The sequence below is a fragment of the Vreelandella xerophytica genome, from assembly GCF_968048975.1.
Genome location: NZ_OZ309106.1, coordinates 1,937,349 through 1,960,450 on the forward strand (window position 1 = coordinate 1,937,349; position 23,102 = coordinate 1,960,450).

Annotated in this window: 25 protein-coding genes; 15 read left to right on the forward strand and 10 right to left on the reverse strand. The window is 58.3% G+C overall.

The features are described 5' to 3' along the window. Positions 1–21 precede the first annotated feature (21 nt). Together ACWF8S_RS09240 and ACWF8S_RS09245 are read left to right on the forward strand one after the other, a co-directional pair. The gene (locus ACWF8S_RS09240; protein ID WP_447553033.1) at positions 22–513 is read left to right on the forward strand and encodes a tripartite tricarboxylate transporter TctB family protein; all 492 of its coding nucleotides are present in this window, start codon (positions 22–24) and stop codon (positions 511–513) included. Between the two features lie 9 nt (positions 514–522). After that, entirely contained in the window at positions 523–2,004 is a 1,482-nt protein-coding gene (locus tag ACWF8S_RS09245; RefSeq protein WP_447553034.1) for a tripartite tricarboxylate transporter permease, read from the forward strand. A gap of 116 nt (positions 2,005–2,120) precedes the next feature. Here ACWF8S_RS09245 and nfuA read toward each other — a convergent pair whose 3' ends face one another. Then, the gene (gene nfuA, locus ACWF8S_RS09250) at positions 2,121–2,723 is read right to left on the reverse strand and encodes a Fe-S biogenesis protein NfuA (RefSeq protein WP_447553035.1); all 603 of its coding nucleotides are present in this window, start codon (positions 2,721–2,723) and stop codon (positions 2,121–2,123) included. 300 nt (positions 2,724–3,023) lie between these two features. Here nfuA and metH point away from each other — a divergent pair, with 300 nt between their 5' ends. From metH to ACWF8S_RS09265, 3 genes are all read left to right on the forward strand, one after another. Then, on the forward strand, positions 3,024–6,740 hold the full coding sequence (gene metH, locus ACWF8S_RS09255; RefSeq protein WP_447553036.1) for a methionine synthase: 3,717 nt from the start codon (positions 3,024–3,026) through the stop codon (positions 6,738–6,740). 161 nt (positions 6,741–6,901) lie between these two features. After that, positions 6,902–8,557, forward strand: a complete 1,656-nt coding sequence (locus tag ACWF8S_RS09260; protein ID WP_447553037.1) for a nitrite/sulfite reductase — start codon at positions 6,902–6,904, stop codon at positions 8,555–8,557. Beyond that, a complete protein-coding gene (locus ACWF8S_RS09265) occupies positions 8,547–9,080 on the forward strand; it encodes a DUF934 domain-containing protein (protein ID WP_447553038.1) in 534 nt (177 codons plus the stop codon). Before ACWF8S_RS09260 ends, ACWF8S_RS09265 begins: the two co-directional genes overlap by 11 nt. Before the next feature lie 118 nt (positions 9,081–9,198). On the opposite strand, the gene smrA is transcribed toward ACWF8S_RS09265, so the two are convergent. Beyond that, the gene (smrA, locus tag ACWF8S_RS09270; protein WP_447553039.1) at positions 9,199–9,789 is read right to left on the reverse strand and encodes a DNA endonuclease SmrA; all 591 of its coding nucleotides are present in this window, start codon (positions 9,787–9,789) and stop codon (positions 9,199–9,201) included. A 122-nt stretch (positions 9,790–9,911) separates the two neighbouring features. On the opposite strand from smrA, the gene ACWF8S_RS09275 reads away from it, so the two are divergent. From ACWF8S_RS09275 to pdxH, 4 genes are all read left to right on the forward strand, one after another. After that, a complete protein-coding gene (locus ACWF8S_RS09275) occupies positions 9,912–10,448 on the forward strand; it encodes a gamma-glutamylcyclotransferase family protein (RefSeq protein ID WP_447553040.1) in 537 nt (178 codons plus the stop codon). Further along, a complete protein-coding gene (wrbA, locus tag ACWF8S_RS09280; RefSeq protein WP_447553041.1) occupies positions 10,445–11,071 on the forward strand; it encodes an NAD(P)H:quinone oxidoreductase in 627 nt (208 codons plus the stop codon). The genes ACWF8S_RS09275 and wrbA overlap by 4 nt, the downstream gene beginning before the upstream one ends. Next, the gene (locus tag ACWF8S_RS09285; RefSeq protein ID WP_447553042.1) at positions 11,068–11,463 is read left to right on the forward strand and encodes a DUF2069 domain-containing protein; all 396 of its coding nucleotides are present in this window, start codon (positions 11,068–11,070) and stop codon (positions 11,461–11,463) included. The genes wrbA and ACWF8S_RS09285 overlap by 4 nt, the downstream gene beginning before the upstream one ends. A gap of 68 nt (positions 11,464–11,531) precedes the next feature. Next, a complete protein-coding gene (gene pdxH / locus ACWF8S_RS09290; protein WP_447553043.1) occupies positions 11,532–12,176 on the forward strand; it encodes a pyridoxamine 5'-phosphate oxidase in 645 nt (214 codons plus the stop codon). 79 nt (positions 12,177–12,255) lie between these two features. Here the strand turns inward: pdxH and ACWF8S_RS09295 are convergent, their stop codons facing one another. Beyond that, on the reverse strand, positions 12,256–15,003 hold the full coding sequence (locus ACWF8S_RS09295) for a bifunctional acetate--CoA ligase family protein/GNAT family N-acetyltransferase (protein WP_447553044.1): 2,748 nt from the start codon (positions 15,001–15,003) through the stop codon (positions 12,256–12,258). 137 nt (positions 15,004–15,140) lie between these two features. Between ACWF8S_RS09295 and ACWF8S_RS09300 the strand changes: the two genes are divergently transcribed. Then, the gene (locus ACWF8S_RS09300) at positions 15,141–16,097 is read left to right on the forward strand and encodes a histone deacetylase family protein (RefSeq protein ID WP_447553045.1); all 957 of its coding nucleotides are present in this window, start codon (positions 15,141–15,143) and stop codon (positions 16,095–16,097) included. A 65-nt stretch (positions 16,098–16,162) separates the two neighbouring features. Then, a complete protein-coding gene (locus tag ACWF8S_RS09305; RefSeq protein ID WP_447553046.1) occupies positions 16,163–16,795 on the forward strand; it encodes a helix-turn-helix domain-containing protein in 633 nt (210 codons plus the stop codon). 10 nt (positions 16,796–16,805) lie between these two features. Here ACWF8S_RS09305 and ACWF8S_RS09310 read toward each other — a convergent pair whose 3' ends face one another. The 5 genes from ACWF8S_RS09310 to ACWF8S_RS09330 all read right to left on the reverse strand — a co-directional run bounded on the left by ACWF8S_RS09310 (position 16,806) and on the right by ACWF8S_RS09330 (position 18,983). Next, positions 16,806–17,156 (reverse strand): TusE/DsrC/DsvC family sulfur relay protein, encoded by a 351-nt coding sequence (locus ACWF8S_RS09310; RefSeq protein ID WP_447553047.1) that lies wholly within the window; start codon positions 17,154–17,156, stop codon positions 16,806–16,808. 1 nt (position 17,157) lies between these two features. Further along, positions 17,158–17,445 carry a DsrH/TusB family sulfur relay protein gene (locus ACWF8S_RS09315; RefSeq protein WP_447553048.1) on the reverse strand — a complete coding sequence of 96 codons (288 nt, stop codon included), beginning with the start codon at positions 17,443–17,445 and terminating at the stop codon, positions 17,158–17,160. Positions 17,446–17,459: 14 nt separating this feature from the next. Beyond that, positions 17,460–17,825, reverse strand: a complete 366-nt coding sequence (locus tag ACWF8S_RS09320; protein WP_447553049.1) for a DsrE family protein — start codon at positions 17,823–17,825, stop codon at positions 17,460–17,462. Positions 17,826–17,835: 10 nt separating this feature from the next. Next, positions 17,836–18,225, reverse strand: a complete 390-nt coding sequence (gene tusD, locus ACWF8S_RS09325) for a sulfurtransferase complex subunit TusD (RefSeq protein ID WP_447553050.1) — start codon at positions 18,223–18,225, stop codon at positions 17,836–17,838. Positions 18,226–18,302: 77 nt separating this feature from the next. Further along, positions 18,303–18,983: a Bax inhibitor-1/YccA family protein gene (locus ACWF8S_RS09330; RefSeq protein WP_447553051.1), complete on the reverse strand. Its 681-nt coding sequence runs from the start codon at positions 18,981–18,983 to the stop codon at positions 18,303–18,305. 266 nt (positions 18,984–19,249) lie between these two features. On the opposite strand from ACWF8S_RS09330, the gene ACWF8S_RS09335 reads away from it, so the two are divergent. Both ACWF8S_RS09335 and ACWF8S_RS09340 read left to right on the forward strand, forming a co-directional pair. Beyond that, the gene (locus ACWF8S_RS09335; protein WP_447553052.1) at positions 19,250–19,966 is read left to right on the forward strand and encodes a dienelactone hydrolase family protein; all 717 of its coding nucleotides are present in this window, start codon (positions 19,250–19,252) and stop codon (positions 19,964–19,966) included. Positions 19,967–19,998: 32 nt separating this feature from the next. Further along, positions 19,999–20,187, forward strand: coding sequence for a hypothetical protein (locus tag ACWF8S_RS09340; protein WP_447553053.1), 189 nt, complete (start codon positions 19,999–20,001; stop codon positions 20,185–20,187). A gap of 40 nt (positions 20,188–20,227) precedes the next feature. Here ACWF8S_RS09340 and ACWF8S_RS09345 read toward each other — a convergent pair whose 3' ends face one another. After that, entirely contained in the window at positions 20,228–20,404 is a 177-nt protein-coding gene (locus ACWF8S_RS09345; protein ID WP_447553054.1) for a hypothetical protein, read from the reverse strand. Between the two features lie 112 nt (positions 20,405–20,516). On the opposite strand from ACWF8S_RS09345, the gene ACWF8S_RS09350 reads away from it, so the two are divergent. After that, entirely contained in the window at positions 20,517–20,690 is a 174-nt protein-coding gene (locus ACWF8S_RS09350) for a hypothetical protein (protein ID WP_447553055.1), read from the forward strand. A gap of 53 nt (positions 20,691–20,743) precedes the next feature. Here ACWF8S_RS09350 and ACWF8S_RS09355 read toward each other — a convergent pair whose 3' ends face one another. Then, the gene (locus tag ACWF8S_RS09355) at positions 20,744–20,959 is read right to left on the reverse strand and encodes a hypothetical protein (protein ID WP_447553056.1); all 216 of its coding nucleotides are present in this window, start codon (positions 20,957–20,959) and stop codon (positions 20,744–20,746) included. Positions 20,960–21,192: 233 nt separating this feature from the next. On the opposite strand from ACWF8S_RS09355, the gene ACWF8S_RS09360 reads away from it, so the two are divergent. Further along, entirely contained in the window at positions 21,193–22,881 is a 1,689-nt protein-coding gene (locus ACWF8S_RS09360; protein WP_447553057.1) for an alpha/beta hydrolase, read from the forward strand. The last annotated feature ends 221 nt before the right edge of the window (positions 22,882–23,102 follow it).

Here is a 23,102-nt window from a genome sequence, read left to right on the forward strand (position 1 = left end):
GTGTCTACAAGGAGGCGACCGATGCGCCCTATCCGAGACTTCGCGTTCGACTGGATCGCATGGGCACTGTTCGCCTGTGTTCCCATCGCGATCTTCTGGAACTCGGCAACCAGCCTGGCAGAACAGGGCGTTGCCAGCGGCGGCCCCATGCAGAATGCCGCCATGTTTCCACGCGGGGTGGCCGTTATAATGACTGTCTTGCTGGTTCTCAACGCGGCTCGCACTGCGCTTGGGCGCGTATCGCACCCTTCGGCGATGACTCGATCCGAAGGCACACTAAAAGCCGTTTCTTGTACTGCGCTGTTTATTGCTTACCTGATTTTTTTACCCACCCTGGGGTTTCATCTAGCCACGCCCGTTCTGACCGCCATTTTGTTCCGTTTATTCGGTATCGGTCTTGTGGGCGCAATAACGGGCGGCGTGGCGCTTTCACTGGCAACCGCTTTTATCTTCGAGGGCGTGCTCAACGTGGTGTTACCGGTGGGCGTTTTCGAAATTACGATCTTCACCTAGGAGCGGGCCATGTTTGAACTGCTACGCGAGGGAGTACCTCTTTTCTTCTCGTTCGACGCACTGATCCTTACGGCGCTTGGTCTCGTGGCCGGTTTGTTCATCGGTGTTCTGCCGGGACTTGGTCCGCTCATGGGTATCATCCTGATGCTACCTGTCGCGTTTCACCTGCCCCCGGTGGCGGCGATGGGCATGCTGATTGCCATTTATGTAGGCGGCTCGGCCGGCGGCTCCATATCGGCTATTCTACTGCGCATACCGGGTACACCGCTGGCAGCCGCCACGCTCTTTGACGGCTACCCCATGGCACAAAAGGGCCGGGCTCAGGACGCTGTCGGGTTAGCTGTCAGCTCCTCGGCCTTGGGCGGCCTGATTGGCGGCATCATCCTGCTCTTCTTCTCCCCGCTCATCGCCGACTTTGCACTGCAGTTTGCGCCACCGGAGTATACGGCTCTAGCGATTCTGGGGCTTCTTACCATCTCAATCGTATCCGGCGGTTCGCCCCTGAAAGGCTTGATTGCAGGCGGGCTAGGCTTGGCGCTGGCGATGATGGGAACTGACGATTTCACAAGCGCCTATAGATTCACATTTGGCAGCTTTCACCTTGCCAGCGGGCCGCATCTCGTTGCCGTCGTGGTAGGGCTGTTTGCTCTATCCGAGCTGTTTTTTCAGATCGAAAAGGGAGACTTTCTGGCCCGGACAAAAGTGCAAAAACTGGCGATTTCGTTCCGCGCTCTACATCTGGTCTTGTCCCACAAGATCAATCTGATCCGCTCGGCGCTCATCGGTGCATTCTTCGGTGCGATCCCAGGCGCCGGCGGCGATGTCAGCGCATTCATTTCCTACGCCACTGCCAAACGCATGGCGGCAAAAGAGGAAGGCTATGGGGAAGGAGCAGAAGGAGGAGTCGTCGCAACCGAAGCCGCCAATAATGGCACTTGTGGTGGCGCGCTGATTCCCAGCCTCTCATTGGGTATTCCTGGCGACGCCTCTACCGCAGTACTGCTGGGCGCTCTGTTTCTTCTTGGCTTCTTTCCGGGCCCGGACCTTTTTCAAAACACCCCCGAAATCGCAGGGGGGATCTTTCTGGCCTATATCTTCAGCAACGTCGTACTGGTGGTAATGGGCGTACTGCTGGCGCCCCTTTTCGGCACGATATTACGTGTACCCAAAGCGTGGCTTTTGCCCACCGTACTCATTCTCTCCACCCTTGGGACCTATTCGCTGCAAAACTCGGTCTTCGATCTCTGGATCATGCTGGTCTTCGGCGTGATCGGCTATGTGCTGCGCCGGGCGAACTATCCTCTCGCCCCGATCATCATCGGCATGATTCTCGGGCCGGTGCTGGAGAACAATTTCCGCCGCGCGCTACTGATTTCACGAGACGGGTATATGATCTTCTTTGATCGCCCCATTAGCGCTACCATTTTCGCCATCAACGCATTGCTTTTGGTGATGATCGTCGTTTCGGTAGTACGTTCGTCACGGCGTTGATGAGTCAGCCTGTAAATGCGTCTTCGCACTTTAATGATCACCCAAAGCATGGAGCCGCTCGATGAGCGGCTCCAGCGTAATGCGTTAGGAAAGCAACATCCGTTGCCGCTTCAAACCTAATAATAAGCGTTGGTGGTGTCGGTGTGGTCCGTCACATCGCGAATGCCGGCAAGCTCGGGGATGCGCTCGACCAGGGTCTTTTCCACCCCGTCTTTCAGGGTCAGATCCACCGCCGCGCAGCCCTGGCAGCCACCACCGAAGGCAAGTACCGCTACCTTCTGCTCGGTGAGCTCGATCAGCTTGATCTCGCCACCGTGGGCGGCAAGGCCCGGGTTGATCTCGCTGTAGAGTACGTAGTTGATACGGTCTTCCAGAGGGCTGTCCGCATTCACCTTGGGCATCTTGGCGTTGGGCGCCTTGATGGTGAGCTGACCACCCATGCGGTCGGCATTGAAATCGACTACCGCTTCTTCCAGAAACGCGAGGCTGTTCTTGTCGAGAAACACGTTGATCTTCTCGAGCTCCAGCTCGACGTCGGTCGGCTCTTCTTCGCCGGGGCGGCAGTATGCCAGACACGTTTCCGCGTAGGGCGTGCCGGGCTGGGTAATGAAGATACGCACCGCAATGCCTTCCACGTCTTGCTTTTCCAGCAGTTCCGCGAGATAGCCTTGGGCACTATCGGTAATATCGATTCCGGGCGCTTCGATAGTCGTGGTCATGAGCGGTCTGTTCCTCCTGTGGTAGCGGCGCGGCCGCTTCACATGTCATTTGTGTCTATGGTAAGCAAAACCGTCTGCCGACACAATCCCGACTATTTTAGTAAACTATTCACTTTCGTGCATTTCCTGGGCAAGGAGGGCGAAGCAGCCCCGAGAACAGCCCTTTGAGGGTCGAGAACATGAGCCCGTCGTCACGCTTGATGCTGCCCCGGCCGTGCCCGTTTGATATGATTAATACCATTTTGCGCTGATGATGGCGCCCATGCCTTTTGATTGTGATGCTGGAGATTCCCCCCTGCCATGGCTTTAAGTGAAAAGACCGCGTCTCTAACCAAGCGTCTTGCCCAAGACATCCTGATTCTGGATGGGGGCATGGGCACCATGTTGCAAAATGCGGAACTCAGCGAAGCGGAGTTTCGAGGCGAGCGCTTTCACGACTGGCCATCGGATCTCAAGGGTAACAACGATCTTCTGGCACTCACCTGCCCGGAGCTGGTTTCGCGTATCCACCGTGATTACCTGGAAGCCGGCGCAGACATTCTCGAGACCAACACCTTCAACAGCACCCGCCTCTCCCAGGCCGACTACGGCATGGAGGATCTGGTCGTCGAGCTCAACCGCGAATCCGCGCGGCTTGCGCGTAAGGTCTGTGACGACGTCTTCGATGAGACCGGCGTGCCCCGTTTTGTGGCCGGCGTGCTTGGCCCGACCTCGCGCACCGCCTCGCTCTCGCCGGACGTCAATGACCCGGCCAAGCGTAACGTCACCTTCGACGCGCTGTATGAAAACTATTACGAGGCCGCGGCCGCGCTGATCGAAGGCGGCGCCGATCTGATCATGATCGAGACGATCTTCGATACGCTCAACGCCAAGGCGGCGATCTACGCGTTAGAGGTGCTGTTCGAGGATCTGGGGCGGCGCCTGCCGGTGATGATCTCGGGCACGATTACCGACGCCTCGGGCCGCACACTTTCCGGCCAAACCACGGAAGCCTTTTGGAACTCGGTGCGCCACGCCAACCCGTTTTCCGTGGGTCTCAATTGCGCACTCGGCGCGGAAGAGCTTCGCCCCTACGTGGAGGAGCTCTCCAACAAGGCGGATACCTTCGTCTCCGCCCACCCCAATGCGGGGCTTCCCAACGAGTTCGGTGAGTACGATCAAACCCCGGAAGAGATGGCCGCCATTGTTGGCGAATTCGCCAAGAGCGGGCTGGTCAACATCATCGGCGGTTGCTGTGGCTCCACGCCCAAGCATATTCGAGCCATCGCCGAGGCCGTGCGCCCCATGGCGCCGCGCCAGGTGCCCGAACGCGACAGGGCGTGCCGGCTTTCCGGACTGGAGCCGTTCAACATCCAGGCGGATTCGCTGTTCGTCAACGTCGGCGAGCGTACCAACGTGACAGGCTCCGCGCGCTTCAAGCGCTTGATCGTCGAGGAGGACTTCACCACCGCGCTGGAAGTGGCGCTGGAGCAGGTCGAGAACGGTGCTCAGGTGATCGACATCAACATGGACGAAGGGATGCTCGAATCCCAGGAGGCCATGGAGCGATTTTTGAACCTGATCGCCGGCGAACCGGACATCGCCCGGGTGCCGATCATGATCGACTCCTCCAAGTGGGAGATCATCGAAACCGGGCTCAAGTGCGTGCAGGGCAAGGCGGTGGTCAACTCGATCTCGCTAAAAGAAGGCGAAGCCATCTTTCGCGAGCAGGCCACCAAGTGCATGCGCTATGGCGCGGCGATCGTCGTCATGGCCTTCGATGAAGAGGGCCAGGCGGACACCTTCGCGCGCAAGACCGAAATCTGCGAGCGGGCTTACCGCCTGCTGGTCGACGATATCGGCTTTCCCGCCGAGGACATCATTTTCGACCCCAACATCTTCGCCATCGCCACGGGGATCGAGGAGCACAACAATTACGCGGTGGACTTCATCGAGGCGTGCCGCTTCATTCGCGACCACCTGCCTCACGCCATGATCTCCGGCGGCGTGTCGAACGTGTCGTTCTCCTTTCGCGGCAACAACCCGGTGCGCGAGGCGATTCACTCGGTGTTCTTGTATCACGCGATCAAGAACGGCCTCTCCATGGGCATCGTCAATGCCGGGCAGCTCGCGGTCTACGACGATCTACCTTTGGAGCTTCGCGAAGCGGTCGAGGATGTGGTGCTCAACCGCCGCGAGGACGGCACAGAACGCCTTCTGGACATCGCCGACAAGTACAAGGGCGACGGTAGCGGCGCAGCCAAGAAAGAAGATCTCGAGTGGCGCAGCCTCCCCGTCAACAAGCGCATCGAGCACGCCCTGGTCAAGGGCATCACCGCCCACATCGAGGACGACACCGAAGAGGCCCGCGCCCAGGCTGCGCGCCCGATCGAGGTGATCGAAGGCCCGTTGATGGATGGCATGAACGTGGTGGGTGATCTCTTCGGCGCGGGCAAGATGTTTCTGCCCCAGGTGGTGAAGTCCGCCCGGGTCATGAAACAGGCAGTCGCCTACCTGATTCCCTATATAGAGGCGGAAAAAAGCGGCGACACCCAGGCCAAGGGCAAGATCGTCATGGCCACGGTAAAAGGCGACGTTCACGATATCGGCAAGAACATCGTCGGCGTGGTGCTTCAGTGCAATAACTACGAGGTGATCGATCTGGGCGTGATGGTCCCCGCCGAGAAGATCCTCAAGGCCGCCGAAGAGCACAACGCGGACATCATTGGGCTGTCCGGGCTGATCACGCCGTCCCTCGATGAAATGGTGCATGTGGCGAAAGAGATGCAGCGCCGCGGTATGAATCTCCCCCTTCTGATCGGTGGGGCCACCACGTCGAAAGCGCATACCGCAGTGAAGATCGAGCCGCAGTACGAACATCCCGTCATCTACGTGACCGACGCTTCACGGGCGGTGGGTGTGGCCGGGCGGCTTTTGACCCCGAGCCTCAAGGGCGACTACGTTCAGAGTATTCGCGATGAGTACGAGGTGGTGCGCGAGCGAAACGCCAAGCGTCGCCCCAAGGCGGCGGATCTCGACTACACCCAGGCCCGCAAACGCCGCTTCAAGACCGACTGGAACGAGACCACGCCGGTCGAGCCGTTAAAGCCCGGCATTACCGTGTTCGAGAACTACGACCTTTCGGAGCTGGTCGAGCGCATCGACTGGACACCCTTTTTCATGAGCTGGCAGCTAGCGGGCAAGTACCCGAAAATTCTCGACGACGAGGTCGTCGGCGAAGCCGCGCGCAGCCTCTTCGAGGACGCCAGAGCGATGCTCGATAAGCTCCTCACCGAGGGACATATTCACGCCCGCGGCGTGATCGGCCTGTGGCCGGCCAACAGCGTCGACGACGACGTGATCGAAGTCTACGCTGATGAGAGCCGCGAGGAAGTGGTCGAGCGCCTTCACCACATTCGCCAGCAAACCACCAAAGGGCGCGATGGCCTGTGTTATAGCCTGGCGGACTTCGTCGCCCCCAAGGAGAGCGGCAAGGCCGACTGGATCGGCGGCTTCGCGGTGACCACCGGTCACGGTGTGGACGAGCTTTCGAAAGCCTATGAAAGGGCCGGCGACGACTACAGCGCGATCATGGTGCAGGCGCTGACCGATCGTCTGGCCGAGGCGTTCGCCGAGCGCCTTCACGAGCGGGTGCGCAAGGAGTTCTGGGGCTACGCCAGGGATGAGACACTGGACAACGACTCGCTGATCGCCGAGAAATATCAGGGCATTCGCCCCGCTCCCGGCTACCCGGCCTGCCCGGATCACACCGAAAAGGCGACGCTGTTCAAGCTTTTAAACGCGTCTGAAAATACCGGGCTGGCGCTCACCGAGAACTTCGCCATGTGGCCGGCGGCAGCGGTCTCGGGCTGGTACTTCGCCCACCCGCAGTCGAAGTACTTCTCGACCGGCAAGATCACGCGCGACCAGGTCCAGGCTCTGGCCACGCGTAAGGAAATGACGCTCGATGAACTCGAGCGCTGGCTCTCACCGGTGCTCTCCTACGAGCCCGGCCAGGCAGAGAAGAAGGCGAGTTAGATAGTACGGCGCCGATTTTGCATTTCGGTGCGGTTTTAAATAGCCTTTAACGATAAAAAGATAATTATATATTCTTTCAAAGAATATGACGATCTGCGTTAAGGTGACGGCAATCTACCGTCCGTCCCGACGTGACCATTTCGCTATGCAGGACCGTGCACATGTACCGTTATGATATCCACGATCAAACGCTCGTCGACGAGCGGGTCGCTCAGTTTCGCGATCAAATGGAGCGTTACCAGGCCGGCCGTCTGGGCGAAGAGGAGTTTCGCCCCCTGCGGCTGCAAAACGGTTTGTATATTCAACGACACGCGCCGATGCTGCGCATCGCCATCCCCTACGGCATGCTGGCTGGCAATCAGCTGCGCGCGCTCGCCGAGATCACACGGCGCTACGATCGGGGTTATGGCCACTTCACCACGCGTCAGAACCTGCAGCTGAACTGGCCGGCGCTTGAGGATGTACCGGACATTCTGGCCGAGCTTGCCAAGGTACAGATGCATGCCATCCAGACCAGCGGCAACTGCATCCGCAACACTACCAGTGACCAGTTCGCGGGCATTGCCAGAGACGAAGTGGAAGATCCGCGCCCCTGGTGCGAACTGATTCGCCAGTGGTCGACCTTGCACCCGGAGTTCGCCTATCTGCCGCGCAAGTTCAAGATTGCCGTCAGCGGCGCCGCCCATGACCGCGCCGCCATTCAGGTTCACGACATCGGCCTGCGCCTGTGGCGCAACGACGCCGGCGAGCTGCGTGTGAAAGTACTCGCTGGCGGAGGCCTTGGCCGTACGCCGATGATCGCCGAAGTCGTGCGCGAGGACCTGCCCTGGCAACACCTCTTGACCTATCTGGAAGCCTGCGTACGGGTGTACAACCAGTTCGGCCGCCGGGACAACAAGTTCAAGGCGCGCATCAAGATTCTGGTCAAGGCGTTGGGCATCGAGGAGTACCGTCGTCGCGTGGATGAAGAGTGGGCGCACCTGAAAGATGGTCCGCAAACCCTGGGTCAGGACGCAGTAGAAGAGGCCAAGAGTCACTTCCCGGAACCCGATCGCCGTCCGGTCGATGAAAGCGCGATCAAGGCCTTTGAAGCATTGCGTGCAGAGAACCGCGCCTTCGCCCGCTTTGTGACCAATAACGTGACCGATCACAAGGTAACCGGTTACAAGGCCGTCACGCTGTCACTCAAGCGCCGCGAGCATGCTCCGGGCGACGTAACAGCAGACCAGATGGAGGCGGTGGCGGATCTCGCCGACCGCTATGGCTTCGGTGAAGTGCGTGTCACCCACGAACAGAACCTGGTGCTTTCGGACGTTCCGGTGGACGATATGCAAGCGCTTTGGGAAGAGCTCGAGGCGCTGGGCATGGCCAACCCCACCGTGGGCACGCTCAACGATATTATTTGCTGCCCTGGCGGCGATTACTGCAGCCTGGCCAATGCCGTTTCCATTCCCATCGCTCAGGCGCTTCAGGAGCGCTTCGAGGATCTCGACTTCCTCTACGACCTGGGGCCACTGGATTTGAACATTTCCGGCTGCATGAACGCCTGTGGTCATCACCACGTCGGCCATATCGGCATTCTGGGTGTCGACAAGAAAGGTGAAGAATACTACCAGATCTCCATTGGCGGCAACGCCACCGATGACACCTCGCTTGGCAAGATTCTCGGCCCATCGTTTTTCCGCGAGGACGTGCCGAACGTGGTGGAAAAAGTACTGGAAGTCTACGTGGCCGAGCGTCACGAAGACGAGCGCTTTCTGGACACCTATCGTCGTATCGGTCTGAAACCTTTCAAGGAGCGCGTGTATGCCCACTAACGAAGCCCAGGATGCGCCGGCGCTGGTGCACGCGGATCATCTGATCGTTCACGGCGAACTGGCTGCAGAAAACGCCTGGTGCGTCTCCTACGACGACCAGGCTTTGCCCGACCAGCTGCCCGCGTTTGTGCCACTCGCACTCTGGCGCGAAACCTCTGAGGATGCCGAGCTTGCTCCGCTCTTGAGCAGCGACACCGAATTGACCCCGGCCTTGGCTGAAGAGCTTAAAAAGTGCGCGGCGGTGGCGATCGACTTTCCCGCCTTTACCGATGGCCGGGGCTATAGCCTGGCGCGACTTCTGCGCGAGCGTTACGGTTTTGAGGGGGAAATTCGCGCGGTGGGCGACGTGCTGATCGATCAGCTCAACTACATGGAGCGCTGTGGTTTCAGTGCCATGGCCCTTCGTGAGGATCAGGACCCGGAGACCGCCCTGCGCGCGCTCCGTGCGTTCAGCGTACGCTATCAAAGCGATGTGCAGCAGCGCTTTGCCCTCTTTGAGCGCCGTTTGACCACGAACGCCTAGCCTTCAGCCGGGGCTGGTTTCGCAGCCCGAGCTTTGGATGGGAAATCTTTGATGTGGCATTGAAAAGGGCAGCCCGGTGGCTGCCCTTTTTCGCATGTATCATTCGCTGCCTCGGTCCTTAGCCGCGTCTTTTTTGCTGGCGCTCACGATTATTGGCCTTGGCGCGTTCGCTTTTGCGCAACATGACCCAGGTGGCACCCAACCCCCCTTCTGATGGCTGGGCCGAGACATAAGCCTGCACTTCGTCAAATTGGCTGAGCCATTTGGCGAGGTAAGAGCGTAACACGTTGGCCGGGCTATCAAGTTCGCGGCCCCGCCCGTGAACAACCATCACCGAGCGCAAGTCACTTGCGTAAGCCTCCTGAATAAATGCAAACACCATGCGCCGACACTCGCTCAGCGGGCGTCTCAGCAAATGCAGCTGGGCCTGAACGCTGTAACCGCCGTGGCGCAGCTTGTCCACTACCCCTTGCTGAATACCCTCGCGGCGGTATTCCATCGGATCGAAGGGAGGGAGCAGATCAACGAAATCATCGGAAAGAAAGTTGCGAGCCTCTATGGCTTCCTGGGCGCGTTCGCGTCTGGCAAGCTGGGCCTGAGTAGGCTGCGCACGCCTGCCCCCTACGTCCGCCCGGTTACGCGTCGCTAGAGGTTTTACATCACCGACAAAAGCGCGAAAATCCATATCATCACGAAGTGGCTGGTTCATGGCGGGCTCCTCCGATAGGGTGCAATACTATCCTAGCAAACCTGGGCTGTTTGCTTAAGGTTTCTCTGAACCCGGCGTCAAGCACGGTTTTCACTACAAGGATGTCACATGAAGGATAGAGCATGGTTTGGGTAAAACGAACAATCTGGGGCTTGTTCTTGATACTGGCGGGCACGGCCTTGTGGCTTTGGCTCACCATGTTAAGCCCCTGGTTTTATGATCGCCCGGAACATCTGGCCCCCATCGAGCAGCGAAGTCACCAGGTATTTGTCTACGGTACGCTGCGATTCGCCCCGGTGCGCTGGGTCGTCATGTACTCAGGCGGTGCCCCTGAACCCGCCACCCTCGAGGGGTTCAGCCGAGAAGGCCTGGATATCACGCCAAGCCCCCAGGATGAAGTACCGGGCCTTGCGCTCACCGTCACTCCGGCGGAGCTTGCCCGCCTTGACCGCTACGAGCGCCTGGGCGTTCGCTACCGCCGCGAGGAGCTCGTTCTGGAAGGCGGCGAGCACGCCTGGGTGTACCGTCGTCTGCCCGAAGCACGCCCGCGCCAAGTTACTGCTTCTCGCCGAAAGGCTCTGGTAGGATATAGCCAGCCGGCCGCGAACGATGTTCTATACACTCCCGCCGAGACTCTGCTTTTCAAGGAAACGTTATGAGTAATGAAACTCCGTACATTCTGGTTCTTTACTACTCGCGCTCGGGCGCCACGCGTGAAATGGCACGCCAGCTGGCGGCGGGTATCGAAAGCGTGGCCGGCGTCAAGGCGCGGCTTCGCACGGTCGCACCGGTCTCCTTTACCAGCGAGGCGACCGAAAGTGAAGTGCCCGAAGAAGGGGCCGTCTATGCCGACCTTGAAGATCTTCGCCATTGCAGCGGCCTGGCGCTTGGCAGCCCTACCCGCTTTGGCAACATGGCCGCTCCACTCAAGTACTTCCTGGATACTACCAGCAATCTCTGGATGAATGGCGCCCTGATCAACAAGCCAGCCACCTGTTTTACCTCGTCCTCCAGCATGCACGGCGGCCAGGAAAGCACTTTGCTCACCATGCTGGTACCGCTTTTACATCATGGCATGGTGTATGCCGGCATTCCTTATAGCGAAACCGAACTGGTCAGCACGCAAGCCGGCGGCACGCCATATGGTGCAAGTCACGTGGCGGGTACCCGGGCAGACAGGCCAGTAGACGAGTACGAGCGCGCGCTCTGCGTAGCTCAGGGCAAGCGCCTGGCCAGGCTTGCCCTGGCGCTTGAAGCGATGCGTGACGAGAAAACCTCATGAAAACGTGGCTCAATGATCTCGAGAGCCGCCATGGCCTGGATGACCTGACGCAGAAGATGCGCAGGCTCGTGCTGATCAGCTTTGTGGTGCTGCTGGCACTGGTCATGTTTCGCGGCTTTCTGGTTCAGGGTGATGAGTACAACTGGCGCCCGGTACTGGCGTTTGTCCTGCCGCTGATACTCTTTTTACCCTCGATTATCGGCAAGCGGCCTCGCGGGCATGCCTGGCTTGCCTTTGTGAGCCTGCTTTACGTGGCTCAGGGCGTCATGTTCGCCGTAGCCACCGGGCAGGCAGTACGCGGATTACTGGAGATCACGGCGTCACTGGCCTTGTTTGTCGGCTCGCTGGGCTACGCCAGGTTTCGCACCCGCCAGCAGCGCCGCGAATCGTGAGTGGTTCAGACTGAACCGTCGATACCGAGCGCTTAATACCCAGCAGTTGATACCAGGGAGCAGGAAACATGAACCGTAACATAGCCGATGTCAGGCGTGACTATGAAGGTGGCCATCTCGAAGAGGCCAGCATGCCGGACAACCCCTTTGAACTCTTTACTCAGTGGCTCGATACAGCGCTTGAAAGTGAAGGCCAGGACGGCAACGCCATGACGCTTGCCACGGTCGACAGCCAAGGCCGCCCTCACGCCCGCGTCGTGTTGCTCAAGGGCACTGACGAAAAGGGTCTGGTGTTCTACACCAACTACCATAGCCACAAGGGCAGCGAGCTGAGTAACGTACCCTTTGCTGCCGCCACGTTCTGGTGGCCAGGTCTTTCCCGCCAGGTGCGTGTCGAAGGCCCGGTCGAGCAGGTGGCCCCGGAGGAGTCCGACGCCTACTTCCACAGCCGCCCCCGTGGAAGCCAGCTTGGTGCCTGGATCGCGACGCAAAGCGTGGTCATTCCCGACCGCAACTGGATCGAGGAGCGTCAGGTGCGCTTCGAGCATGCCTATGACGGCCAGGCCATCCCCCGGCCCGTCCATTGGGGGGGCTATCGTATCAAGCCCGAGATGATCGAATTCTGGCAGGGCCAACCCAGCCGTCTGCACGATCGTATCCGCTTCGAGCGGCGCGACGAAGACACCTGGAGTCGCTTTCGTCTCGCCCCTTGAATTACCTGTCTGGCGGCCTGAGCGTTTCGGCCGCCGTTTGCCCTGATGGCATCTGCCCGGCTGGCTATCTTGACGAAAGTCAGTCCGGAAGGCTTTCCAGGCGGTGGCGCTGCCACTCGCTGTCGGGCTCGTTGAGCCGCAATACCGCGTCGATCACCTGCTCTTCCATGTTGTAACGGCTCTTGAAACCCAAGCGCTTCATGAGCGCGCGCATGGGGTGGTTATCCATCATGATCTTGCCGATCATCTCGATGGTGCCGATGCTCTGACAGTAACTGATCATCTTGTTCATCAGAAGCCGGCCGATACCCAACCCCTGCAGGTCGTCGCGAATGATGATGGAAAATTCGGTGCGAATATTGTCGGCGTCGTTGTAGACCCTCACCACACCCAGCATCTCCTTGCTGCCGTCATCGTGCTGATGTTCGGCGATAAATGCCATCTGGCGATCGTAGTTGATGTGCGAGAGTATCGAGAGATCTCGCTGGGTCAGGTTCGACTTGTTGTGAAAATAGCGAAACCGGATGCTTTCTTCGGAAAGTCGGGTATGAAAGCTGGTTATCAGCGGCGCGTCCTCGGCGCGTATCGGGCGCACCTCCAGCTGCCAACCGTTCTTGAGCGTCACCCACTCACGAAGCTCTTCCGGATAAGGCATGATCGCAAAGCGGGCGGGTGAGCCCAGGTCCATGGCGAAATCCACTGCCAACATGCCGTCACGGTTCAACAACAGCGGGTTGAGTTCCAGCCCGCGCAGCTCGCCAAGATCCGAGGCCATCTGGGAAAGTTTCACCAGAAGCTGACAAAGTCTTTGAATATCCCGCTCGGCCTCGGCGGAATGTTCGCGTATGAGTGAGGCGGCGTGGGTGCGCCCGACCATGTCCGCGGCCAGGCTCATGTTCAGCGGCGGTAGAGCCACCTGGCGGTCGGCAAGGACGTTCACCTTGTACCCCCCGATACCGAAGACGATCAGCGGGCCGAAGACCGGGTCGCGGGTGATGCCTGCACAGATCTGCATGGAGTGCTTGCCTCGCTGCATGGGCTGCAGACAGTACTCCTGAACGGCATACTCGGGAAACTTTTCCCGCACTTTATCGCCCAGGCGTTGCATGCCCTCTTCCACCTGCGCCGGGGTATCCAGGTCCTGCAAAAGCCCGGCAGAAATCTTGTGGGGATGGCGTCGGTAGCGATATGGCCGGCAGTTGCCATCGTGCACCACCTTGAGCGCCTTCGGGCCTTCAAAGTGGCCATTATGGTCGTAGGCCTGAGCCGGGTGGTGCAAGTACACGCTTTGCGCCGTGGGAATGCCGTAGGCCTCAAGCACTTTTGCGGTTTCCGAATGCGTCAATGCCTGGCGACCCTGAGCCTTGGCATGCTTGATCAGCTCGCGGCATTCGGCGCGGTCAGCGGCACTGGTGCTGAAGGTAAGACTTGGCGGAATTTCGTGTAAAAGTGCCTGCACGCGCTGATAGTCCACCATATGCATGAACGCCTTGACGGCTTTTTCCGGCGAAATATAGGTGGGTATGCCCGCCGCGCTGCACGCACTGCGCGCTTTCAAGGCCTCTTTCAGTCCCATCCAGCTGGTCAACAGGTTGCGCCGAAAGCGCTTGCGGTTATCGATCAGCGCGCGGGCTGTTTCGACCGACGGTGCCAGGCGCGTCGGCGCGTGCACCACCAGCACCGCGTCGACCCCCGGGTCGGCGGTCACGATCTCGAGCGCCTCGACAAAGCGCGCTGGGGTGGCGTTGCCGCCCAGGTCTACCGGGTTCTCGCCGGGTTTGCTTCTATCCACCTTGCGCTCGGTAAGCTGGGTCTGCGTGGCCTCATTGAACACGGCAAGCTTGCCGCCACCACTTACCAGCTTGTCGATCGCGAGCATCGCCGGGCCCAGCCCGTTGGAGACGACCGCCAGACGGTCGCCGCGCAGCGGGCGCATGCGTGAAAGCGTCTCGAGCGCATCGAAAAGCTCGTCGGAGTCGTTTACCCGGACCACACCGGCCCGGGCGAAGGCAGCGTCGAAGACGACATCGCGATTGGCAATACCCGGCGTGGGCGCCATACCGGAAATGTCCGATTCCGGCGTGCGCCCGCTTTTGATCGCCACCACCAGCCGGTTACGCGAGGCGTCGCGCACCGAGGTCATGAAGTGCTGGGCATCCTTGACCCGTTCCAGGTGAAGCAAAATGGCCTGGGCCGGCGAAAACTGGTTCACGTAGTCGATCAAATCCGGCAGAAGCACGTCCACGCTGTCGCCCACGGTAATCAGGTGAGAAAACCCCACATCGCGCCCCGCCGCCCAGTCGATCATCGCATTGGCAAGCATACCCGACTGGCCAAGGTAGGCCACCCGGCCCGGCTTGACCGGCTGGCTTGCATAGGACGCATTGAGCTTTTTGCCCGGCACGATCAATCCCATGCATTCAGGGCCCAGTACTCGAATGCCCGACTCTCTGGCTGCGTGAAGCATCTGTTCACGAATCGACCCCGCGCTGCCCTGTTCGCGATCCAGATACGCGCCGCCGGAAAGCACCAGCGCCGCTTTCACACCCTTCTCGCCCAGCTTCTCTATCAACCGTGGGGCGCCTTCCACTGGCGAACAGATCACCGCCAGATCCGGAGGACCGGGCAGGCTTTGCACGTTACTAAAGCACGGCACGCCGAAAACCTGCCGGTAACCTTTCAAATTCACCGCCCAGAGCTTACCTTTGAATTGCCCCTCTTGAAGATTGCTGAGTACCAGCCCGCCCAGGGACTCGGGTCTTTCAGAGGCGCCAAACACGGCAATCGTTTGCGGTTCAAAGAAGTGGTGTAAAAATCGGGTGCTCACAAACGCGTCTCCCTGAAGTCTTTATGCTTTGTGTCCGACTAACTCTGTGTCCGACTAGCTCTGTGTACGACTTATGACCACTGTCGCGCAAGCACTGATGCCGATTAAGGTAGCCTTATATTGAATGGAGCGCCTGCATGATCACCGCCTACCTTACCCACCCCGACTGCATCTTGCACCATATGGGACCGGAGCATCCTGAAAGCCCCGCGCGCCTTGAAGCGATACGCGCACGCCTGGCGCTTACCGGACTTTTGCAGCAGACCATGCAGGCCGAAGCCAGAGAAGCCGAGACACAAGCGCTTGAACGAGTGCATCCGGCGCGCCATCTGAAGGCGCTCGAGAAGTGCCTGCCCAGTGAGGGGATCACCGCCCTCGATAGCGACACGCTGATGAACCCGGACACGCTCAAGGCAGCGCGGGTGGCGGCGGGTGCGGTCATCAAGGGGGTGGATCAGGTCTTCAAGCGACAGGCTGATAACGTGTTCTGCGCCGTGCGTCCCCCAGGTCACCACGCCGAGGCGACAGAAGCCATGGGATTTTGTTTCTACAACAATGTCGCAGTGGGTGCTGCCCACGCCAAGGCCAGACACGGAGCGCGACGCGTCGCCATCCTCGATTTCGACGTGCATCAGTGCAATGGCACGATCGATATTTTCAAGAACGATCCCAGTGTGTTGATCTGTACAAGCTTTCAGTATCCCTTCTACCCTTGGCGCTACCTGAGAAGCGAATGGCACAATGTGGTCAACACCCCGCTTGAAGCCGGCACTCAAAGTGCGGCATTCCGACAGGCGATCGAGCGCACCTGGCTCCCCGCCCTGCATGCCTTCAAGCCCGATGTAGTCCTGCTTTCAACAGGCTTCGATGCCCACCGCGACGACCCCATGGGCGAGATCTGCCTCGAGGATGAAGACTATTACTGGGTAACTCATCTGGCCATGGAAATCGCGGCATTGTACGCCGAAAATCGTCTGGTATCCGTGCTGGAAGGGGGCTACAACCCGACCTCGCTTGCTAGCGGGTGCGAGGCGCATATCAAGGCGCTGCTGGGCCAGCCTTTTGAAAACGTGCCGAACGCACCTTCCGAGTAAAACGCGCCAGGGGCTGTGTTAACATGACGTCCTGAATGCATGAACCGGGTATCACGAGTGACACTATGACGGCGACCTATGACGAGAACGCTGCGCTTCGTATCGCATCAGGGCGCAAACCCTTCGTAGAGCCGCTTCGCCTGGGCGTGAGACTCAAGCAGATTCGCCTGGCCAATCAGTGGACGCTTGAAGATGTCAGTCAACGTACGGGCCTTGCCCGCTCCACGCTTTCCAAGATAGAGAACGATCAGGTATCGCCGACATTTAGCGTCGTGCAGAAACTGATTTCCGGGCTCGATATCGATCTGCCCCAGCTCTTTACCCCACCTAAGCGCGAGCAGTACACCATGGGACGACGCGACCTTACCCGCAAGGGCAAGGGTCAGTTACATCCGACTCCCACCTACGAGCACGAGCTTCTGGGTCACCAGCTCGCCCAGAAACGCATGATTCCCTTCAAGACCATCGTACGGGCGCGCAGTTTCGAGGAGTATCATCAATGGGTTCGCCATGATGGCGAAGAGTTTTTGATGATACTGGAAGGCGATATCCTGCTTTATACCGAGTTCTACGCCCCGCTTGCTCTCAATGAAGGCGACAGCATCTACTTTGATAGTGACATGGGCCACGCTCTTGTCTCGACAAGTCCTGAAGATGCCATCGTGCTTTCGGTATGTACGCGAGGTGATCTGGCCTGAGCCATGGCCCCTACAGGCAGTTCGTGGGCTTGGGGAGCCCTGCCAGGCGAGCCACCCGCCTGGCAGGGCTTTCCGGAAAAAGCGACATCAGATACAGCGAGCTGCCCTTCTCTTCCCCCAACGTCTGCCTGGTCGCTTTCACCAGCGCTCGCATGGCCGGAGCCATTTCAAAGCGCGCATAAAAATCGCGCACGACATGAATGATTTCCCAGTGAGCATCAGTCATTAAAAGCCCTTCGTCTTCAGCAAGAAGCTCGGCCACTCCCGTTGCCCATTGGTCCTGATCAACTAGATATCCCTCCGGATCTAATTTGATTGTTTTATGGCTATCAAGATAACGGTATAAATTTTGATCTTTCATATCAGTACCAGGTCACGCTTTGGGGATGACGTTCAGTGAGCGCCAGGAACCCGGCCATTTCGATGATTGAAAGCCCGTGACGCTGGGCGTTCAAGACCAGTCCTGCCGATACCAGGTCTTCGCTCAAGAGATGAATGCGCCCCTGGCACTGCTCGAAGCCTTGCCATTGAGGGACAAGGCTTGCCTGAACGCCCTGCTCGATAAGCACGACTTCATCTTGCTCGTCGACTACGCGCAGCATGTTCGCCGCGCAGACGCTGTCCGGCCCCTTGTTGAGAATATGCAGCATGCCAGGTTCCTGCGCTAGAAGTGAAGAATATTGATTGAACGCTGATAAAGCTCGCCTAGCGTCTCTTGGGTGATGACAGTGGCTGACGCAATCAACTGTTCGGGTTCAATGCCCCATGCTTTCAGGCTTTCTCTGGGCACCAGCAACTCTTCGATATCGTACATCTCGAGCATTGAAATGGTGGGCAATACGGCTTTCTGGCCCGGCGCGCCACTTGCCTGATCTTTTATCAGCGCCAGCGCCCCCTGCCCTAGAAACAGAAGCTTGACTGCTTGCCCAAACGCTGCTGCCACCAACGCGGCATCCAGCCCCTCTTTCAAGCGGTTCGATTGAAAAGGCGCATGGCTTAGTGTAATCAAGCGCATTGGTTCGTCAGACATCGTACCCCCCTCAGGCGAACGTTATAAAGCGGTCACAACGCTGTTGTAATACCAATAGCTGACCAAGGCCCGTAAGTTCAAAAGGCGCTTGCAGATTGTAATGGACAAAACCGTGGCGCCTGGCTTCGGATTGATCCATCACGCCCCGGCGCAGCGCAGCGGCCACGCACACTTCAAGCGCTGTACCGTGTTGCTCGTTAAGCTTCACCCAGGCTTCTCTCAGATTGAGCTCGTCCTGAGGTGGGCTCATCAGTGTCGAGGCATTGTGTACGCCCTCCTGATAGAAGAATACGCCCGCCAACGTATGACCGCTGTCTATCACCGATTGGGCAAAGCGCAGAGCTGAATGAGGTGCTGGGCTTGTATAGGGGGCGCCCATGACCAGTAACCCGTACTTCATTGCGCACTCTCGTATAGCTTATAAAAAAACAGACCCTACCGAAGTAGGGTCTGTTTGGATAGCTGGAGAACGCTGAATCAGTCGTTGCTCATGATACCCAGAATAGACAGAAGGCTGACGAACAGATTGTAGATGGAGACGTAGAGCGTCACCGTCGCCAGAATGTAGTTGGTTTCACCCGCACGATGCACGATTTCACTGGTCTGATACAGGATCGCGGCAGAGGCGAACAGTACGAAACCAGCGGAGACCATCAGGGAAAGCGCCGGAATGTTGAAGATCAGACCGGCCACCATGGCCAGTATCAATACGATCGCACCCGCCATCAGGAAGTTGCCCAAAAAGCTGAAATCCTTTTTGGTCATCAGCGCTACAGCCGACAGACCGATGAACGTCAGCCCTGTCATCGCCAGCGCGTTCATGATCAGCGCACCACCGTTAGGCAGCGTCAGATAGGCAGAGATGATCGGCCCCAGGGTAAACCCCATGAAACCGGTGAATGCAAACGTGGCCAACAGCCCCGCCGCGGAGTTGGCAGTCTTGTGAACCAGAAACATCAGCCCGTATGCGCCGACGAAGAAAACCAGAATGTTGAGCTGCTGCACACCCAGCGCGACTGAGGCGCCAGCGGTAACGGCTGAGAACAGCAGGGTCATGGCCAGCAAGGCGTAGGTATTACGCAATACCTTGTTGGCTCTTGCGCTGCTGACCGCCTGATCGTTATGCGGTCTTACGGTGTGCGAATCGTTGAACGCCATGGTTTTAAGCTCCCTAGTGGTCGTACTAACAACGGACAAGCATGCCGTCACGTAGTTCCAGACGCAAGCCCTTGAACTCTAAAAATAGCCTTATATTGGACGCTGATTCAACGGGAATTGTCTATGCTTAACCCTTCATACTCCATTTGGAACGATAAATGCGCTTCAAATTCCCTGCTCCCCGATCTAATTTCCCGTTCGCCATTCCTCGGCGTGGCGCACGGGCTTCGTCTCTTTTCAGCCTGAGCGTTCTGACAGGCGCCTTGATGCTGAGTACCCAGGCGCTGGGCTATGAAAAAAGTGGCGAGGATATCGTCTACGACGTCAACGGTGAGCGTTTTGAAGGGTACTTTGTCGAAGCTCAGGGTGATTCCCGAGGTAGCGTCTTGATCGTCCATGACTGGGATGGCGTTGACGATTACGAGCGCAAGCGCGCCGACATGCTCGCTGAACAAGGGTACGACGCCTTTGCCGTCGATCTTTTCGGCGAAGGTCATCGCCCCCAAAGCACGGAAGACAAGCAGGCAGCCACCAACGCGCTCTATAATGACCGCGAGCGCATGCGTGAGCTTACGCTCGCCGGATTGATGCAGGCCCGTGAACAGGGTGCAGCCTCGAATACCGTCATCATGGGTTACTGCTTTGGTGGTGCCGTGGCCCTGGAAATGGCCCGGGCCAACGAAGCCGATGACATAGTCGCCTATACCAGCTTTCACGGCGGCCTGGAGACACCTGAAGGGCAATCCTACTCAAGCGATACGCCCCCAATCTATATAGCACACGGCGGTGCCGATGAGTCGGTCAGCCTTGACGATGTGGCAAACCTGGCAAAAGCCCTTGAGCAGGCCGATGTCATCTATGAGATCGGGATCTATTCCGGTGCACCACACGCTTTCAGCGTGTTCGACAGCGAACGCTACGATCAGCGCGCCGACGAACGTTCCTGGTCGACCTTTATCGAATGGCTGGATGAAATGCTTTAATTCAGCGCCCTGAATCGAAGGAGAAAGAGCCAATGTCGATGTTTACGGTATACCGCGTAGTGAAAGAAGACGCCTCCATAGACGCCCAGCCTCAATGGTGGATAGTGGATGAAAGAGAAGAAAATGAGCGCGATGGCCCGTTAGTGCGCCAGCGCGTGGCGACCAAACCTGAAGCCGATGAGGTTGTTCAACAACTCAACGCCGAGTATGAAAAGCACTAGTCACAACAAGGCGCCTGATCTGGCCAGACGCTTCAGGCGCCTAACTTTCCACCTTGCGTAGCTCTTCGATACTGACGCCTTCCGGTAGCTCGCAAGCATCGGCGGGTAGCCATACAGGGTGCAAGTCACTGTCGTGGCTGCCATCCTCGAGCGTTTGACCGGGAATGCGATATACCACCTGTTCGCGTTTTACGTCCCAGGCGTAGATTCGATCCATCGTTATTTCCTCAGGGGTTGCACCCTCTGGTTCAGTCAAACGCAATGCGCAACTAGCCCCAAGGCTGGTATCATCCAGTGCGTTATTCATGCAAAACCTTCAGGAGACGTTTATGAAATCCATGTTGGCTCTGAGCCTGGTTGCCGCGTTACTGGTATCTGCCGGCTGCAGCTCATCCCCCAATTCATCGCGTTCGGCCGATTGCCGCAAACAGGCCGAACAGATGGGCGATACGATGCACTACGGCGATTGCCTGCGTGGTACGCGTACCCAGCCAGGCTTCTGATGGGTCATCGGGTATATAAAAAACGGTTCAGCGCAAGCTGAACCGTTTAAGCATTATTCCCGATCTGCCTTGTGAGAGGCGCCCCTGAGGGTCTTTTCCAACGAGGTGTGGTCATTATCCTCGTCTTCTACCAGAAATTCTGAATGTTTATGTCGGGGATTGATATCGGCGCCACAAGCGTCACAGTACTCTGGCTCTTCGCGTGGGCCCTTGGCGACTGATGGGTCAAAATCCTTGCCGCATTTCTCACATTTTTCAAGATGCTTCATATTGTTTCTCCTTAACTAGCCACCTGTCCTATTGAACATGTAAAGCGCCAATAGGTTCCCTTTTAAAACACATCGCCACTCGCATTTTCCAACGCCGTACGCTCTTTTCAGAAAAGCGTGCCTGACGGATAAACACTTCGCAGTCGCTGGGTTACGTCTTGTTCGAGTATCACCTGTCATTATAGGTGAGTATATTAAACTGTCTTTTAAATTCAATTTTCTATAGGTAAAGGATGCAGTGGTCCAACCATGGCAGGCGCTATCTTGTACAGCCGCGAATATTGCTGGGTCGCTTCTCCAGCACAGGACTCTTGCTGGCGACGTTACTGTTCGCCCTTTCATTGACCCCCAGCCTGGTGCCACGCCCGCTACTCGCCCAGGGCGTGGTATCGGGGCTTTGCTTTAGCGTCGGCTACGCTGCGGGGGTACTGCTGCGCGGGCTATGGGGTTATCTGCGCCTGCCCGAACCCGGCAGACGGGCCGCAGGAAGGATCAAAACCGCCGCCACGTTGATATGTGCGCTGGTGGCCGCTCTTTTCTTGTGGCAGGCCTCTACCTGGCAAGACAGTATCCGTGCACTGATGGAGATGGAGCCGGCAAGCGGTACGCGAGGCTTGAGCATCGCCGCCATCGCGCTTTTGCTGTTTCTGGTTTTTTATCTGGGGGCGATCGCGTTCAGACGCACTTATCAACTGGTTTCGCGCAAGGTGTTCTTCTTTTTGCCAAGGCGGCTTGCGTTATCTCTGGGCGCCTTTGCCGCCATCGCACTTTTCTGGCTGGTCATCGAAGGGGTCGTGTTTTCCTTTGTCTTGCGCTCGGCGGATCGCTTTTATCAGCAGATGGATGATTTCATGCAGGACGACCTGACCGCACCCGATGACCCCATGCACCCGGGTAGTGACGCTTCCCTGATCAGTTGGGAAGCGCTTGGCAGCCGTGGCCGCCGCTTCGTGACCCAAGGGCCCACGGCCAGTGACATCAGCGCTTTTCTGGATGATGACGCCCTCGACCCCCTTCGTGTCTATGTCGGCCTGAACGCTCTGGATACCCCCAGAGAGCGCGCCGAGCTCGCCCTTGCCGAACTGATTCGGATCGGCGGGTTCGAGCGCTCGATGCTGCTTCTCACCACACCGACAGGACGCGGGTGGGTGGACCCGGGCGCGCAAGATACCATCGAGTATCTCATGCGGGGGGATATCGCCACCGTCACCGCCCAGTACTCCTACCTGCCGAGTCATCTCTCGCTGATTGTCGAGGGCGAATACGGTGTCGAGAGCGCGCGAGCGCTATTCGTCGCCATTTACCGTCACTGGAGCAGTCTGCCGGCCAATGAACGCCCCGAGCTCTATCTGTTCGGCTTGAGTCTTGGCGCACTCAACTCCGATCGTTCCTTTGATTTCTACGACATCATCGAAGACCCGTTCAACGGTACTCTATGGGCCGGACCGCCCTTTCGAAGCGATACCTGGCGAAACACTACCGCCAATCGGGATGCGGGCTCGCCTGCCTGGCTGCCTACCTTTCGCGGCGGGAGTGTTGTCCGCTTCATGAACCAGCAACAAGGGCATGAAGGTTACTCGCGCCCGTGGGGCGACTTCCGTATCGCCTATCTACAGTACGCAAGCGACCCGATCATCTTTTTCGACCCCGCTGCCTTCTGGCGCGAGCCCGATTGGATGCGCCCTCCCCGGGGGCCGGATGTCTCGCCGGCTCTTCGCTGGTACCCGGTGGTCACCATGTTCCAGCTACTGGCGGATCTTGCCACCGGAGGCGCACCTGCCGGCTACGGTCATCAGGTGGCGGCCGAGCACTATATCAATGCGTGGGTCGCACTGACCGAGCCCGAAGGCTGGGATGACGATGATATTGCCAGGCTCAAGCGCACCTTCATCGAGCAAAGAGAGGCGCGAAAGCTGCAATGATCGAAAACTTCCGTGATCGAAAGCTTCAGTGGTCGAAAACCTCAGCAGCAAAAAGCCGGAATGACGCCATAGCCGGCTCCTGGCACTCGAAACTGCCGAAAAGAACTTGCCGAGAGAAGAGATTGCTGGATGCGGTGCCAGAGGAGCCAGAACCATGAAAGCGCCTCTCTTTCATTGCGTTCAGGAAGGCGTATAATGCGCGCCCCAGTGGCGCTTGCGCC